We start from the raw sequence: 15,460 nt of genomic DNA, 5'->3' as shown, positions 1-15,460 counted from the left end.
CATGCCTTTCGGCCCGGGCGGTCCGTACCCCTACTGGCGGGTACGGACCGCCTGCCCGTGTATGCGGCATCTCGATGTCACTGCGGGAGCTTGTGGGAGGTAGGGTCGTAGGCGGTCGGGGACATCCCAAACAGAGCTCGCCGGCACCGCATAGCCGGCGTACCAACGAGGAGATCGGTTCGTGACGATCCGCGTAGGCATCAACGGCTTCGGTCGTATTGGTCGCAACTACTTCCGCGCACTGCTGGAGCAGGGTGCTGACATCGAGATCGTGGCTGTCAACGACCTGGGTGACACCGCGACCACCGCTCACCTGCTGAAGTACGACACCATCCTGGGCCGCCTCAAGGCCGAGGTCTCGCACACCGCCGACACCATCACGGTCGACGGCCACACCATCAAGGTGCTCTCCGAGCGCAACCCCGCCGACATCCCGTGGGGTCAGCTGGGCGTCGACATCGTCATCGAGTCGACCGGCATCTTCACGAAGAAGGCCGACGCCGAGAAGCACATCGCCGGCGGCGCCAAGAAGGTCCTCATCTCGGCTCCGGCCAAGGACGAGGACATCACCATCGTGATGGGCGTCAACCAGGACAAGTACGACGCGGCCAACCACCACGTCATCTCCAACGCCTCCTGCACCACCAACTGTGTGGCGCCGATGGCCAAGGTCCTCGACGAGAACTTCGGCATCGTCAAGGGTCTGATGACGACGGTCCACGCGTACACCAACGACCAGCGCATCCTGGACTTCCCGCACTCGGACCTGCGCCGCGCCCGCGCCGCCGCCGAGAACATCATCCCGACCACGACGGGTGCCGCCAAGGCCACCGCCCTGGTCCTCCCGCAGCTCAAGGGCAAGCTCGACGGCATCGCGATGCGCGTCCCGGTCCCGACCGGCTCGGCCACCGACCTGGTCGTGGAGCTCCAGCGCGAGGTCACCAAGGACGAGGTCAACGCCGCGTTCAAGAAGGCCGCCGACGACGGCGACCTCCAGGGCATCCTCGTCTACACCGAGGACCCGATCGTGTCCTCGGACATCGTGAGCGACCCGGCCTCCTGCACCTTCGACTCCTCCCTGACCATGGTCCAGGAGGGCAAGTCGGTGAAGATCCTCGGCTGGTACGACAACGAGTGGGGCTACTCCAACCGACTCGTCGACCTCACGGTCTTCGTCGGCAACCAGCTCTGACCGACAGAGCAGGCACGTTGATGTGAGAGCAGGGCTCGGGCGGCGCAAGGACGCGCCGCTCGGGCCCTGACTCACGTGCAGACCAGCCCTCTTAGGATCACGAGCACCACCAGTCCTCTCGGGAGCCCTCTCAATGAAGACGATCGACGAACTTCTCGCCGAAGGCGTCGCAGGCAAGCGGGTCTTCGTCCGCGCCGACCTGAACGTGCCGCTGGACGGCACCACCATCACCGACGACGGCCGTATCCGCGCCGTGCTGCCCACCGTCAAGGCGCTGGCCGAGGCGGGCGCGCGCGTGGTCGTCGCCTCCCACCTGGGCCGCCCCAAGGGCGCCCCGGACCCGGCCTTCTCGCTCGCTCCCGCCGCCGCACGCCTCGGTGAACTCCTCGGCGCCGACGTGGCCTTCGCGACCGACACCGTCGGCGAGTCCGCCACGGCCACCGTCGCCGGCCTCGCCGACGGCCAGGTCACGGTCATCGAGAACCTGCGCTTCAACGCCGGCGAAACGTCCAAGGACGACGCCGAGCGCGGCGCTTTCGCGGACCGGCTCGCCGCCCTCGCCGACGTCTACGTCGGCGACGGCTTCGGCGCGGTCCACCGCAAGCACGCCTCGGTCTTCGACCTCCCGGCCCGCCTGCCGCACTACGCCGGCTACCTCATCGCCACCGAGGTCGGCGTCCTGAAGAAGCTCACGGACGACGTGCAGCGCCCCTACGTGGTCGCCCTCGGCGGTGCCAAGGTCTCCGACAAGCTCGCCGTCATCGACGAGCTGCTCGGCAAGGCCGACCGCATCCTCATCGGCGGCGGCATGGCGTACACCTTCCTCAAGGCCAAGGGGTACGAGGTCGGCGCGTCGCTCCTCCAGGAGGACCAGATCCCGGCCGTCCTCGAGTACATCGAGCGCGCGGAGAAGACCGGCGTCGAGCTGGTGCTGCCCGTCGACGCCGTGGTCGCTCCCGGGTTCCCGGACCTGAAGACCAAGGTTCCGGCCGGTGCCACCACCGTCGCCGCGGACGCCATCCCGGCCGACCGGATGGGCCTGGACATCGGCCCGGAGTCCAACAAGCTGTACGCCTCGAAGATCACCGACGCCGCCACCGTCTTCTGGAACGGCCCGATGGGCGTCTTCGAGCACCCCGAATTCGCCGAGGGCACCAAGGCGGTCGCCCAGGCCCTCCTCGACTCCCAGGCCTTCACGGTCGTCGGCGGTGGCGACTCCGCCGCGGCCGTCCGCATCCTGGGCTTCGACGAGAACGCGTTCGGCCACATCTCGACCGGCGGCGGCGCCTCCCTCGAATACCTCGAGGGCAAGACGCTCCCCGGCCTCGCCGCACTGGAGGACTGACCCTTATGAGCACGCGCACGCCGATCATGGCGGGCAACTGGAAGATGAACCTCAACCACCTCGAGGCCATCGCACACGTCCAGAAGCTCGCCTTCGCCCTCGCGGACAAGGACTACGAGGCCGTCGAGGTCGCCGTCCTGCCGCCCTTCACCGATCTGCGCTCCGTGCAGACCCTGGTCGACGGCGACAAGCTCAAGATCAAGTACGGCGCCCAGGACATCTCCGCACAGGACTCCGGCGCCTACACCGGCGAGATCTCCGGTGCCATGCTCGCCAAGCTGAAGTGCACCTACGTGGCGATCGGCCACTCCGAGCGCCGCCAGTACCACGCCGAGACCGACGAGATCGTCAACGCCAAGGTCAAGGCCGCCTACAAGCACGGCCTGACCCCGATCCTGTGCGTCGGGGAGGAGCTGGACGTCCGCGAGGCGGGCAACCACGTCTCCCACACCCTCGCCCAGGTCGAGGGCGGTCTCAAGGACCTCCCGGCCGAGCAGGCCGAGTCCGTCGTGATCGCCTACGAGCCCGTCTGGGCCATCGGCACCGGCAAGGTCTGCGGCGCCCAGGACGCCCAGGAGGTCTGCGCCGCCATCCGCGGCAAGATCGCCGAGCTCTACACCCAGGAGCTGGCCGACCAGGTCCGTATCCAGTACGGCGGCTCCGTGAAGTCCGGCAATGTCGCCGAGATCATGGCGCAGGCCGACATCGACGGTGCGCTCGTGGGCGGTGCGTCGCTCGATGCCGACGAGTTCGTCAAGATCGTGCGCTTCCGCGACCAGTGAGTATGCGGTAAGCGGGATCCGTCGTACCCTTGCGGGGGCACAGCCCAGTGGCTGTGCCCCTGTCGTCCATCCAGATCCGAGGAAGTTGGTCCAGCCGTGGTTATGGGGTTCTCGATCGCCCTGATCGTCTTCAGCGGGCTGATGATGCTGCTGGTGCTCATGCACAAGGGCAAGGGCGGCGGCCTGTCCGACATGTTCGGTGGCGGTATGCAGTCCTCCGTCGGCGGCTCCTCGGTCGCCGAGCGCAACCTCGACCGGATCACCATCGTGGTCGGTCTGCTGTGGTTCGCGTGCATCATCGTGCTCGGCCTTCTGATGAAGGTGAACAACTGACCGGCACGCACAATCCGTACGTAAGGCCCCATGTTCGGTACGCGCACCTGAGCGCGGCCTATCATGGGGCTTGCGTCTAGGTGTGGGGGCTGTAACTCCAATCACTGGACGCGCGTTGGGCCTTACGTAGACTGAGGCGCTCGCAACGGAGCGAAAACGCCGACTCGCTTCGCGGCACCATCACGCAGGGAGTTACGACCGTGGCAAGTGGCAACGCGATCCGAGGAAGCCGGGTCGGGGCGGGGCCGATGGGCGAGGCCGAGCGTGGCGAGTCCGCGCCCCGGCTGCGCATCTCCTTCTGGTGCTCCAACGGGCACGAGACGCAGCCCAGCTTCGCCAGCGACGCGCAGGTCCCCGAAACCTGGGACTGCCCGCGCTGCGGCTTCCCCGCCGGACAGGACCGGGACAACCCGCCGGACCCGCCGCGCACCGAACCGTACAAGACGCACCTCGCGTATGTACGGGAGCGTCGCAGCGACGCGGACGGCGAGGCGATCCTCGCCGAGGCGCTCGCCAAACTGCGGGGCGAGATCTAGGAATTGACAGCCGGCCGGGCACCGAGAGGTGCCTGGCCGGAGCTGTTCTCACGTTGTCCACAGGCCCACCGTGTTGTCAGTGGTGACCTCTACGGTTTGTGTATCGCTGCAAGGCGTGCGAATCGTGAGGGGGAAGCTGTGGTGACGGTCGAGGCCGCGGGTGCGTGTGTGCCCGCGTGGCGTGGAGGGTTCGGGCGGTTGTGGAGTGCCGCGGTGCTCTCCAGTTTCGGAGACGCGCTGCGTACGGCGGCGCTGCCCCTGCTGGCCGCCACCCTGACCCACGAGCCCCTCGCCATAGCGGCGGTCACCGCCTGCGGCTATCTGCCCTGGATCGTCTTCGGCCTGCTCGGCGGAGCGGTCGCCGACCGGGTGGACCAGCGGCGCGCGATGTGGACGGTGGATGCGCTACGAGGGCTGCTGGTCGCCTGTTTCGCGGTGGCCGTGGCGCTCGGGCAGGCCTCCATCGGTCTGCTGATCGCGCTGGCCTTCGCCCTGACCACGTTGCAGACACTCTTCGACAATGCGTCCACCGCCCTGCTGCCCGCGCTGGTGGACGACGAGGCCCTCGGCAGTGCGAACGCCCGTCTGATGACCGGGCAGAAGATCGCCGGCGGTCTCCTCGGCGCCCCCGTCGTTCCCCTGTTGCTGCTGGTCGGCGCCCCGGTGCCCTTCGTGGCCGACGCGGCGACCTTCCTGGTGGCGGCGGCACTGGTGGCCTCGCTGCGGACCGGTGCGCCCGAGCGGAAGCCGAGACCGGCGGGCAGCACCCTGCGCCGGGAGATCGCGGAGGGGCTGCGCACCCTCGCCGGGGATCGGGCCCTGCGCGGCCTGTGCGCGGCCACGGCCCTGTGCAACATAGGCGTGGGCGCCCTCATCGCCACCATGGTGCTTCTGGTGACCGACTGGATCGGCGCGGGGCACGCCGGGTTCGCGGCGGCGACGACCGCCTACACCGTCGGCTCCCTGGCCGGGGGAGCGCTCAACCGACGGCTGGTCTCCCGCGCGGGGCGGGTGCGGGCCGTACTCCTCGCCGGGACCGTGCAGATCGGCGCGCTCGTCGTGATGGGGACGGTGCGGAGCCTGGCCGCGATGGTGGCCGCGATGGCCGTCTTCGGGGTGATGGGCATGGTGTGGAACGTCAACACCACGACCCTCATGCAGCAGCGCAGCCCCGCCGAGATGCTGGGCCGGGTCAGCTCGGCCTTCCGGACCCTGGCGGTCGCGGGGGCACCCCTGGGCGCACTCCTCGGCGGTGTCGCCGCCACGACCTGGGGGCGGGGCACCCCGGCGTTGCTCGCGGCCGGCTTCTTCGTTCTCTCCGTCGCCTCGTTGACACCTGCGCTCAAGCCGGACGTACCTGTTGTTGCACCGCAGGACGGCGCCGCGGCAGCTCATGTCACGCGCTGATCAATTAGGTTGGACCAGCTGGGACAGGCACGAAAGAAGGCTGAAGTCGGACATGAACGCAGACGGCCGTACGAGGCTCAACCAGACACCCGAGTGGACCGCTCTGGCCAAGCACCGCGAGGAGCTCGGCGAGGTGCGGTTGCGCGAGCTGTTCGCCGCCGAACCGGGCCGCGGCGCCGGGTACACGCTCCAGGTCGGGGACCTGTACGTCGACTACTCCAAGCACCTCGTCACCGAGGAGACGCTGCGGCTGCTGCGCGAGCTGGCCGCCGCCACCGATGTCCTCGGCCTCCGGGACGCCATGTTCCGCGGCGAGAAGATCAACACCACCGAGGACCGGGCCGTCCTGCACACCGCGCTGCGGGCGGCCCGGGACACGGTGGTCGAGGTCGACGGGGAGAACGTCGTGCCGGGCGTGCACGCGGTCCTCGACAAGATGGCCGGCTTCGCCGAGCGCGTCCGCTCCGGGGAGTGGAAGGGACACACCGGCAGGCGGATCAGGAACGTCGTCAACGTCGGCATCGGCGGCTCCGACCTCGGACCGGCGATGGCCTACGAGGTGCTGCGCAGCTTCACCGACCGCGACCTCACGGTCCGCTTCGTGTCCAACGTGGACGGCGCCGACCTGCACGAGGCGACCCGCGACCTGGACCCGGCGGAGACGCTGTTCGTCATCGCCTCCAAGACCTTCACCACGATCGAGACGATCACCAACGCGACCTCGGCCCGCCAGTGGCTGCTGGACGCGCTCGGTGACGAGGCCGCCGTCGCCAAGCACTTCGTGGCGCTGTCGACGAACGCGGAGAAGGTCGGCGCGTTCGGTATCGACACGGCCAACATGTTCGAGTTCTGGGACTGGGTCGGCGGACGGTACTCGTACGACTCGGCGATCGGGCTGTCCCTGATGATCGCCATCGGCCCGGACCGCTTCCGGGAGATGCTCGACGGGTTCCGGCTCGTCGACGAGCACTTCAGGACCGCGCCCGCCGAGTCCAACGTGCCGCTGCTCCTGGGCCTGTTGGGCATCTGGTACGGCAACTTCCATGACGCCCAGTCGCACGCGGTGCTGCCGTACAGCCACTATCTGTCCAAGTTCACGGCGTACCTCCAGCAGCTGGACATGGAGTCCAACGGCAAGTACGTGGGCCGGGACGGCGAGCCGGTGGACTGGCAGACGGGACCGGTGGTGTGGGGCACACCCGGCACCAACGGACAGCACGCGTACTACCAGTTGATCCACCAGGGCACGAAGCTGATCCCGGCGGACTTCATCGGCTTCGCCGAGCCGGTCGGTGAGCTCAGCGACGGGCTCAAGGCCCAGCACGACCTGTTGATGGCGAACTTCTTCGCGCAGACGCAGGCCCTGGCGTTCGGCAAGACGCCGGACGAGGTGCGCGCCGAGGGAGTGGCCGAGGAACTGGTCGCGCACAAGACGTTCCAGGGCAACCACCCGACCACGACGATCCTCGCGCGCGAGCTGACGCCGTCGGTGCTCGGGCAGCTCGTCGCACTGTACGAGCACAAGGTGTTCGTCCAGGGCGCCGTCTGGAACATCGACTCCTTCGACCAGTGGGGCGTGGAGCTCGGCAAGGTCCTCGCCAAGCGCGTGGAACCGGCGCTGACCGACGGCGCGGACGTGCCGGGTCTCGACGAGTCGACCAAGGCTCTGGTGACCAAGTACCGGGAGCTGCGCGGCCGTTCCTGACCTCGGATCACGGAAAGCGGGCGGCGTGGAGCCGTCCGCTTCCCGTAGACTCCCCGGCGATCATGGAAGCCATGGCTCGGGGGAGTGCAAAGTGGCTGGTTCACAAGGGAGTTGGACGGGCGGCGCGCTGACGGCGGGGCCGCTCTGGAAACCGAAGTACGCGGCGCGCGCCGTGTTTCATCCGGCGTGGATACCGGAGTCCATCGACCCGGCGGTGGAGCGGCTGAAGAAGATCCGTCTCATCGCCGGGACGGTCGCGGCGATCGGTGTGTACACCTTCGTCGAGGGCGGCTTCGCCTTCGACGAGATGCTGGAGAACATGCTGACGGCCTCCGTCGTCCTGCTCTTCATCACACCGCTGACGGTCGGCGTCATGCTCTTCGTGTGGCGGCGGCGCGGCTCGGTGGGCGGGCTGAGGCCCTCGCTGTTCAACTCGCTGAAACTGCTGCTGCTCTTCGTGGGGACGATCGTGCTCACGGTCGTGCTGCTGCAGACGGCGGGCGGCGCGGGCCTGTTCATCCTGGTCCTCGGCCCGGTCGTGCTCTGGCTGATCGGTTTCGTGGCCCGCGGGGCCTGGCACGTGGGAGCGAACTTCTTCGGCACCGCGGGTGTGCACCGCTGTCTGCCGCCGCTGCTCGCCACGGTCACGACCTGGCTGATGGCCCTCCCCGACCTCTTCACGGGCGACCTGCACGGGCTCAGCCTCGGATTGGGCATCCTGTTCATCCTGGGCGCGCCCCTGACGGTCACTGGAATCTCACTGCTGGAGATGCGGCGCCTGGACCAGCGCCACGGCATCCGCCTGGCGTCCCACCCGACCACCCAGCTGCCCCTCACCCCACCGATGCCGCCGAACGCCCCACCGATGCCGCCGGGCAGGCCTGCGCCGCCGTACGGCTCCTGAAACGGGGGCGGCGCTCGCCGGGTGCGGGCAGAGACACGAACCGGGGGAGGACGAGCCGCGCAGACCCGGCCGCGAGGCTCCGGCCGCGTACGCGAGCTTGGACGAGGTGCCCGAGAAGCTCGCCTCGGACGGGACCACGATCGTGGTCGGCGACCCGCATGCCCCGGTGGCGGTCCATCTGTACGAGGATCCGCGCCGCCCGGTGTAGCGGCGGCGGTCCGGTGCTGCGGGAGGCCAGCAGCCAGTGCACGCTCGTGTCGTTCCTGGACGACCGGAGGCGGGCAAGTTCGCCGGGTACCACGAGGTGCTGTACGCCAACCAGCCGGCAGAGGCCGTCGACGGCTGCACCGACGACTGTCTGCTCGAACTGGCCGGTCAGGTCGAGGGGTTGCGCGGGTCCGCCTTCGACTCCGCTGCTGTTCGATCCGTCGTTGTTCGAGCCCTTCCTTCAGCAGGTCCGGGAGGACCCGGACCTGCTGAAGGAGTTGGACTTCTGAGCGGGCGGTCCGCTCAGGGCGACGCCGGTGGATACAGCGAGCGGGGCAGTTGGGAGGCCGCTGCCGCGTCCAGGAGCCAGAGGGTGCGCTGGCGGCCGTGGGCGCCGGCAGCCGGTGCCTGGATCTCGCCCGCGCCCGAGAGAGCGATCGCCGCGGCCTGGGCCTTGTCCTCGCCGGCCGCGAGGAGCCAGACCTCGCGGGCGGCGCGGATGGCGGGCAGCGTCAGGGTCACCCGCGTAGGCGGCGGCTTCGGCGCGCCGTGGACGCCGACCACCGTGCGCTCGGTCTCGCGGACCGCCGGGAGCTCCGGGAAGAGCGACGCGACGTGGGTGTCCGGGCCGACGCCCAGCATCAGGACGTCGAAGGTCGGCGCCGAGCCATGGTTCTCGGGGCCCGCCGCACGGGCGAGCTCCTCGGCGTACCCCGCGGCGGCGGCGTCGACGTCGGCGCCGTACGGACCGTCCGAGGCGGGCATGGCGTGCACCCGCTTCGGGTCGAGCGGCACCGAGTCCAGCAGGGCCTCGCGGGCCTGCGTGACATTGCGGTCCGGGTCGCCCTCGGGCAGGAACCGCTCGTCACCCCACCACAGGTCGAGCCGGCCCCAGTCGATCGCGTCCCGCGCCGGAGCCGCCGCCAGCGCGGCCAGCAGGCCGTTGCCGTTGCGGCCGCCGGTGAGGACCACGGACGCGTAGCCCCGGGAGGCCTGCGCGTCCACGATCTTCGTGATGAGGCGGGCCGCGGCGGCCTGCGCCATCAGCTCCTTGTCGCGGTGCACGACCAGCTGCGGAGTGCTCACTTGGCCGCCGCCTTCCGGGACGAAGCCGTGGCCTTCTTGGCGGTCGCCTTCTTCGCCGGAGCCGGAGCCGGAGCCGGAGCCGAAGCGGAAGCCGAAGCAACAGCGGGCGCCTCGGGCGCCTCCCCGACGACAGCCGGAGCCGGAGTCGGGGCCGCAGCCGCGTTCAGCTTCTCCACCCCGAACCGCAGCGCCGAAGCGTACGTGTCGTCCGGGTCGAGCCGCCGCAGTTCCTCCGCGATCAGCTCAGCCGTCTCACGCCGCTTGAGCGCCACCGCACGGTCCGGCTGGCCCTCGATGGACAGCGTCGCCAGCGAGCCGTCCGCGCGGTCCAGGGTGATCGGCCCGTGGCTGGTGTCCATGCGGACCGCGGTGAGGCCGGGGCCGCCCGACAGCGAGCGCTTCACCGGGACGTCCAGCCGGTCCGCGAGCCACATCGCCAGGAGCTCGCAGCTCGGGTTGAACTCCTCGCCCTCGACCTCGACCGCGTTGACGTCCACGGTGACCTGGTCCAGGGCCGCGGCCAGCATCGAGCGCCACGGCGTGATGCGGGTCCAGGACAGATCGGTGTCGCCCGGCGTGTAGGTGTCGGCGCGGGCGCCGAGATCCCGTACCGGCTGCTCGGAGGCGTAGGTGTCGGTGACCCGGCGCTGGGCGAGAGCCCCCAGCGGGTCGTTCGCCGGGTCGATCGGCGCCTCCACCGGCCACCAGACGACCACCGGGGCGTCGGGCAGCAGCAGGGGCAGGACGACCGACTGGGCGTGGTTCACGACATCGCCGTACAGCCGCAGGACCACCGTCTCGCCGGTGCCCGCGTCCGCGCCCACCCGCACCTCGGCGTCGAGACGGGACTGGGTGCGGTCGCGGGGAGTGCGGGAGACGCGCTTGATGACCACGAGCGTGCGCGAGGGGTGCTCGCGCGACGCGTCGTTGGCGGCCTTCAGGGCGTCGTACGCGTTCTCCTCGTCCGTGACGATGACCAGCGTGAGCACCATGCCGACGGCCGGCGTGCCGATGGCCCGGCGGCCCTTGACCAGTGCCTTGTTGATCTTGCTGGCAGTGGTGTCCGTGAGGTCTATCTTCATGGCCGGCGCCAGCTCCGTCCCTCTCGTGCGAGCATTTCGTCCGCCTCGACCGGCCCCCAGGTGCCGGACGGGTACTGGGCCGGCTTGCCGTGCCGGTCCCAGTACTCCTCGATCGGGTCGAGGATCTTCCAGGACAGCTCGACCTCCTCGGTGCGCGGGAAGAGGTTCGAGTCGCCGAGCAGGACGTCGAGGATCAGCCGCTCGTACGCCTCGGGCGAGGACTCCGTGAAGGACTCGCCGTAGGCGAAGTCCATCGACACGTCCCGGATCTCCATGGAGGTGCCGGGGACCTTCGAACCGAAGCGGACCGTGATGCCCTCGTCGGGCTGGACGCGGATGACGATCGCGTTGGAGCCCAGCTCCTCGGTGGCCGTCGAGTCGAAGGGGGAGTGCGGCGCCCGCTGGAACACCACCGCGATCTCGGTGACCCGGCGGCCCAGCCGCTTGCCGGTCCTCAGATAGAAGGGCACACCCGCCCAGCGGCGGTTGTCCACCTCCACCTTGATGGCGGCGTACGTGTCCGTCTTGGACTTGGGGTCGATGCCCTCCTCCTGGAGGTACCCGACCGCCTGCTCACCGCCCTGCCAGCCCTCCGCGTACTGTCCGCGGACGGTGTCCCGGCCCAGGTCCTTCGGGAGCTTCACCGCGCCGAGCACCTTGGTCTTCTCGGCGGCCAGCGCGTCCGCGTCGAAGGAGGACGGCTCCTCCATGGCGGTGAGGGCCATGAGCTGGAGGAGGTGGTTCTGGATGACGTCACGGGCGGCGCCGATGCCGTCGTAGTAGCCGGCCCGGCCACCCACACCGATGTCCTCGGCCATGGTGATCTGCACGTGGTCCACGTAGGACCGGTTCCAGATCGGCTCGAACATCTGGTTGGCGAAGCGGAGCGCCAGGATGTTCTGGACGGTCTCCTTGCCGAGGTAGTGGTCGATACGGAAGACCTGGTCCGGGGCGAAGACCTCGTGGACGACCTTGTTGAGGTCCTCGGCCGACGTCAGGTCGTGACCGAACGGCTTCTCGATGACCGCACGGCGCCAGGAACCGGCGGACTGGTCCGTGAGCCCGTGCTTCTTCAGCTGCTGGATGACCACCGGGAAGGAGCGCGGCGGCACCGAGAGGTAGAAGGCGAAGTTGCCGCCCGTGCCCTGTGCCTTGTCGAGCTCCTCGATGGTGCCGCGCAGCCGCTCGAACGCGTCGTCGTCGTCGAAGGTGCCCTGGACGAAGCGCATCCCCTGGATGAGCTGCTGCCAGACCTCCTCGCGGAACGGCGTACGGGCGTGCTCCTTGACGGCGTCGTGGACCTCCTGCGCGAAGTCCTCGTTCTGCCACTCGCGCCGGGCGAAACCGACCAGCGAGAAGCCCGGCGGCAACAGACCCCGGTTCGCGAGGTCGTACACCGCGGGCATGAGCTTCTTCCGGGACAAATCGCCCGTGACGCCGAAGATGACCAGGCCCGACGGCCCCGCGATACGCGGGAGCCGTCGGTCGGCGGGGTCACGCAGCGGATTCGCTCCGGGACCGGAAAGAGGGGACAAGGTTTAGCCCTCCGAGGGTGCGAGGCGCTCGAGCTCCGCCTCGGTCGACTTGAGCAGGTCGTTCCAGGACGCCTCGAACTTCTCGACGCCTTCGTCCTCCAGCAGCTGCACGACCTCGTTGTAGGAGATCCCGAGCTTCTCGACCGCGTCGATCTCGGCGCGCGACTGCTCGTAGGTGCCGGCGACCGCGTTGCCGCGGATCTCGCCGCCCGCCTCGGTGGCCTGGAGAGTGGCTTCCGGCATGGTGTTCACCGTGTTCGGCGCCACCAGCTCGTCGACGTAGAGGGTCGGCTTGTAGGCCGGGTCCTTCACGCCGGTCGAGGCCCACAGCGGGCGCTGCTTGTTGGCCTGCGCCTTGTCCAGCTCGGCCCAGCGGGGGGTCGAGAAGACCTCCTCGTAGGCCTCGTAGGCGAGGCGCGCGTTGGCGACACCGGCCTTGCCGCGGGCGGCCTTGGCCTCCTCGGTGCCCAGCGCGTCGATCCGCTTGTCGATCTCGGTGTCCACGCGGGACACGAAGAAGGAGGCCACGGAGTGGATCAGGGCGAGGTCCAGGCCCTTGGCCTTGGCCTTCTCCAGACCCGCGAGGTAGGCGTCCATGACCTCGCGGTAGCGCTCCAGCGAGAAGATCAGCGTGACGTTGACGCTGATGCCGTTGCCGATCACCTCGGTGATGGCCGGCAGACCCGCCTTGGTGGCCGGGATCTTGATGAGGGTGTTGGGACGGTCGACCAGCCAGGCCAGCTGCTTGGCCTCGGCGATGGTCGCCTTGGTGTTGTGGGCCAGGCGCGGGTCGACCTCGATCGACACGCGGCCGTCCTGGCCGCCGGAGGCGTCGAAGACCGGGCGCAGGATGTCGGCGGCGTCGCGGACGTCCGCCGTGGTGATCATGCGGATCGCCTCTTCGACGGTGACCTTGCGGGCGGCGAGGTCGGCGAGCTGCTGCTCGTAGCCGTCACCGCTGCTGATCGCCTTCTGGAAGATCGACGGGTTGGTCGTGACGCCCACGACGTGCTGCTGGTCGATCAGTTCGGCGAGGTTGCCGGACGTGATCCGCTTGCGCGACAGGTCGTCCAGCCAGATCGCGACGCCTTCTTCGGAGAGGCGCTTGAGTGCGTCTGTCATGGAATTACATCTCCTACGTGTCGTATATGAGCGTCAGCGCTGGGCAGCGGCGAGGGATTCCCGCGCCTTCGCGGCCACGTTCTCGGCAGTGAAGCCGAACTCCTGGAAGAGCACCTTGCCGTCGGCCGAAGCACCGAAGTGCTCCAGGGAAACGATGCGGCCCGCGTCCCCGACGTACTTGTGCCAGGTGAGACCGATACCGGCCTCGACAGCGACGCGCGCCTTCACGGCGGCCGGCAGCACGCTCTCGCGGTACTCGGCCGACTGCTCCTCGAACCACTCCACGGACGGCATGGACACGACGCGCGTCGGCACACCGTCGGCCTCCAGCCGCTCGCGTGCCTCGACGGCGACGTGCACCTCGGAACCGGTGGCGATGAGGACGACCTCGGGCGAGCCGTTCGACGCCTCGAAGAGGGTGTAACCGCCCTTCGCCGTGTTCTCGTTGGGCTCGTACGTCGGCACGCCCTGACGGGTCAGCGCGAGGCCGTGCGGGGCACCCTTGCCGAAGACCTTGGTGTAGCGCCTGAGGATCTCGCGCCAGGCGATCGCGGTCTCGTTGGCGTCGGCCGGACGGACCACGTTCAGGCCCGGGATGGCGCGCAGCGCGGCGATGTGCTCGACCGGCTGGTGGGTGGGGCCGTCCTCGCCGAGGCCGATGGAGTCGTGCGTCCACACGTACGTCACCGGCAGGTGCATCAGCGCGGACAGCCGCACCGCGTTGCGCATGTAGTCGGAGAAGACGAGGAACGTACCGCCGTAGATACGGGTGTTGCCGTGCAGCGCGATGCCGTTCATCTCCGCGGCCATGGAGTGCTCGCGGATGCCGAAGTGGATCGTGCGGCCGTAAGGGTTCGCCTCCGGCAGCGGGTTGTCCGCCGGCAGGAAGGAACTGTCCTTGTCGATCGTGGTGTTGTTCGAGCCGGCCAGGTCGGCGGAGCCGCCCCACAGCTCGGGGATCACCGCGCCGAGTGCCTGGAGCACCTTGCCGGAGGCCGCACGCGTGGCGACACCCTTGCCGGGCTCGAAGACCGGGAGCTTGTCCTCCCAGCCCTTGGGCAGCTCGCCCGCGGAGATGCGGTCGAACTCGGCGGCGCGCTCGGCGTTGCCGTTGCGCCACTCCTGGAGCTGCTTCTCCCACTCGGCCTTGGCCTGGCGGCCGCGGTCGAGGGCCTGACGGGTGTGGGAGATGACCTCGTCCGAGACCTCGAAGGACAGCGAGGGGTCGAAGCCGAGGACGCGCTTGGTGGCGGCCACCTCGTCGTCGCCGAGCGCCGAGCCGTGGGCGGCCTCGGTGTTCTGCGCGTTCGGGGCGGGCCAGGCGATGATCGAGCGCATCGCGATGAAGGACGGCTTGTCCGTCACCAGCTTCGCGGCCTCGATCGCGTGGTGGAGCGCGTGCGGGTCGAGGTCGCCGTCCGGCTTCGGGGCGACGCGCTGGACGTGCCAGCCGTAGGCCTCGTACCGCTTCACGGTGTCCTCGGAGACGGCCGTCTCGGTGTCTCCCTCGATCGAGATGTGGTTGTCGTCCCACAGCAGGATCAGATTGCCGAGCTCCTGGTGGCCGGCGAGCGAGGACGCCTCGGCGGAGATGCCCTCCTGGAGGCAGCCGTCACCGGCGATGGCGTACACGAAGTGGTCGAACGGCGACTCGCCCGTGGCGGCCTCCGGGTCGAACAGACCGCGCTCGTAGCGGGCCGCCATCGCCATGCCCACCGCGTTGGCGACACCCTGGCCCAGCGGACCGGTCGTCGTCTCGACGCCCTTGGTGTGGCCGTACTCCGGGTGGCCCGGGGTCTTAGAGCCCCAGGTGCGGAACGACTTCAGATCATCCAGCTCCAGGCCGAAACCGGCCAGGTAGAGCTGTGTGTAGAGGGTCAGGGACGAGTGGCCCGCGGACAGCACGAAGCGGTCGCGGCCGACCCACTCCGGGTCGGCGGGGTCGTGCCGCATCACCTTCTGGAAGAGGGTGTAGGCGGCGGGAGCCAGGCTCATCGCCGTACCGGGATGGCCGTTGCCGACCTTCTGTACGGCGTCGGCGGCCAGGACGCGGGCGGTGTCGACGGCCCGCTGGTCCAACTCGGTCCACTCGAGGTCTGTGGTGGTCGGCTTGGTGCTCACCCTGGGTCAGGGCTCCTCTCCACATGTCACGCATGTCGAATGCCGGTGCACGGGGCGCCCCGGCCGTTGTCGAGCCTACCCCCGTAAGTACGTGCGTTTTTTC

Annotated in this window: 13 protein-coding genes; 8 read left to right on the top strand and 5 right to left on the bottom strand. The window is 69.4% G+C overall.

What is annotated here, in order from left to right; genetic code table 11:
• The first annotated feature begins 181 nt into the window (after positions 1-181).
• The 8 genes from gap to HLK59_RS08940 all read left to right on the top strand — a co-directional run bounded on the left by gap (position 182) and on the right by HLK59_RS08940 (position 8,204).
• Positions 182-1,192, top strand: coding sequence for a type I glyceraldehyde-3-phosphate dehydrogenase (gene gap, locus HLK59_RS08975; RefSeq protein ID WP_171140752.1), 1,011 nt, complete (start codon positions 182-184; stop codon positions 1,190-1,192).
• A 133-nt stretch (positions 1,193-1,325) separates the two neighbouring features.
• Positions 1,326-2,537 carry a phosphoglycerate kinase gene (locus tag HLK59_RS08970; RefSeq protein ID WP_171140751.1) on the top strand — a complete coding sequence of 404 codons (1,212 nt, stop codon included), beginning with the start codon at positions 1,326-1,328 and terminating at the stop codon, positions 2,535-2,537.
• A gap of 5 nt (positions 2,538-2,542) precedes the next feature.
• On the top strand, positions 2,543-3,319 hold the full coding sequence (tpiA, locus tag HLK59_RS08965) for a triose-phosphate isomerase (protein ID WP_171140750.1): 777 nt from the start codon (positions 2,543-2,545) through the stop codon (positions 3,317-3,319).
• 102 nt (positions 3,320-3,421) lie between these two features.
• Positions 3,422-3,652: a preprotein translocase subunit SecG gene (secG, locus tag HLK59_RS08960; RefSeq protein WP_046261782.1), complete on the top strand. Its 231-nt coding sequence runs from the start codon at positions 3,422-3,424 to the stop codon at positions 3,650-3,652.
• Between the two features lie 200 nt (positions 3,653-3,852).
• Entirely contained in the window at positions 3,853-4,188 is a 336-nt protein-coding gene (locus HLK59_RS08955; RefSeq protein WP_003976875.1) for an RNA polymerase-binding protein RbpA, read from the top strand.
• A gap of 138 nt (positions 4,189-4,326) precedes the next feature.
• Positions 4,327-5,595 (top strand): MFS transporter, encoded by a 1,269-nt coding sequence (locus tag HLK59_RS08950; RefSeq protein ID WP_171140749.1) that lies wholly within the window; start codon positions 4,327-4,329, stop codon positions 5,593-5,595.
• 52 nt (positions 5,596-5,647) lie between these two features.
• Positions 5,648-7,300, top strand: a complete 1,653-nt coding sequence (pgi, locus tag HLK59_RS08945; RefSeq protein WP_171140748.1) for a glucose-6-phosphate isomerase — start codon at positions 5,648-5,650, stop codon at positions 7,298-7,300.
• A gap of 91 nt (positions 7,301-7,391) precedes the next feature.
• Positions 7,392-8,204 (top strand): hypothetical protein, encoded by an 813-nt coding sequence (locus tag HLK59_RS08940; protein ID WP_346779678.1) that lies wholly within the window; start codon positions 7,392-7,394, stop codon positions 8,202-8,204.
• Positions 8,205-8,714: 510 nt separating this feature from the next.
• On the opposite strand, the gene pgl is transcribed toward HLK59_RS08940, so the two are convergent.
• The 5 genes from pgl to tkt are packed head-to-tail and all read right to left on the bottom strand — an operon-like array spanning position 8,715 to position 15,357.
• The gene (pgl, locus tag HLK59_RS08930) at positions 8,715-9,497 is read right to left on the bottom strand and encodes a 6-phosphogluconolactonase (RefSeq protein ID WP_171140747.1); all 783 of its coding nucleotides are present in this window, start codon (positions 9,495-9,497) and stop codon (positions 8,715-8,717) included.
• On the bottom strand, positions 9,494-10,579 hold the full coding sequence (gene opcA / locus HLK59_RS08925; RefSeq protein ID WP_171140746.1) for a glucose-6-phosphate dehydrogenase assembly protein OpcA: 1,086 nt from the start codon (positions 10,577-10,579) through the stop codon (positions 9,494-9,496). Before opcA ends, pgl begins: the two co-directional genes overlap by 4 nt.
• Positions 10,576-12,114, bottom strand: a complete 1,539-nt coding sequence (zwf, locus tag HLK59_RS08920; RefSeq protein WP_171140745.1) for a glucose-6-phosphate dehydrogenase — start codon at positions 12,112-12,114, stop codon at positions 10,576-10,578. Before zwf ends, opcA begins: the two co-directional genes overlap by 4 nt.
• 3 nt (positions 12,115-12,117) lie before the next feature.
• Entirely contained in the window at positions 12,118-13,236 is a 1,119-nt protein-coding gene (gene tal / locus HLK59_RS08915; RefSeq protein ID WP_171140744.1) for a transaldolase, read from the bottom strand.
• A 33-nt stretch (positions 13,237-13,269) separates the two neighbouring features.
• Complete coding sequence (tkt, locus tag HLK59_RS08910) at positions 13,270-15,357, bottom strand: transketolase (protein WP_171140743.1); 2,088 nt, start codon at positions 15,355-15,357, stop codon at positions 13,270-13,272.
• Between the last annotated feature and the right edge of the window lie 103 nt (positions 15,358-15,460).

The organism is Streptomyces sp. S3(2020) (assembly GCF_013044505.1).
Taxonomy (GTDB): domain Bacteria; phylum Actinomycetota; class Actinomycetes; order Streptomycetales; family Streptomycetaceae; genus Streptomyces.
This window is presented reverse-complemented; position numbering and strand designations above follow the sequence as displayed.

What these genes read in the sequence shown, in the direction of transcription:
- HLK59_RS08970 (WP_171140751.1), top strand. Translation starts at nt 1,326, where the DNA reads ATGAAGACGATCGACGAACTTCTCGCCGAAGGCGTCGCAGGCAAGCGG.
- tpiA (WP_171140750.1), top strand. Translation starts at nt 2,543, where the DNA reads ATGAGCACGCGCACGCCGATCATGGCGGGCAACTGGAAGATGAACCTC.
- secG (WP_046261782.1), top strand. Translation starts at nt 3,422, where the DNA reads ATGGGGTTCTCGATCGCCCTGATCGTCTTCAGCGGGCTGATGATGCTG.
- pgi (WP_171140748.1), top strand. Translation starts at nt 5,648, where the DNA reads ATGAACGCAGACGGCCGTACGAGGCTCAACCAGACACCCGAGTGGACC.
- opcA (WP_171140746.1), bottom strand. Translation starts at nt 10,579, where the DNA reads ATGAAGATAGACCTCACGGACACCACTGCCAGCAAGATCAACAAGGCA.
- tal (WP_171140744.1), bottom strand. Translation starts at nt 13,236, where the DNA reads ATGACAGACGCACTCAAGCGCCTCTCCGAAGAAGGCGTCGCGATCTGG.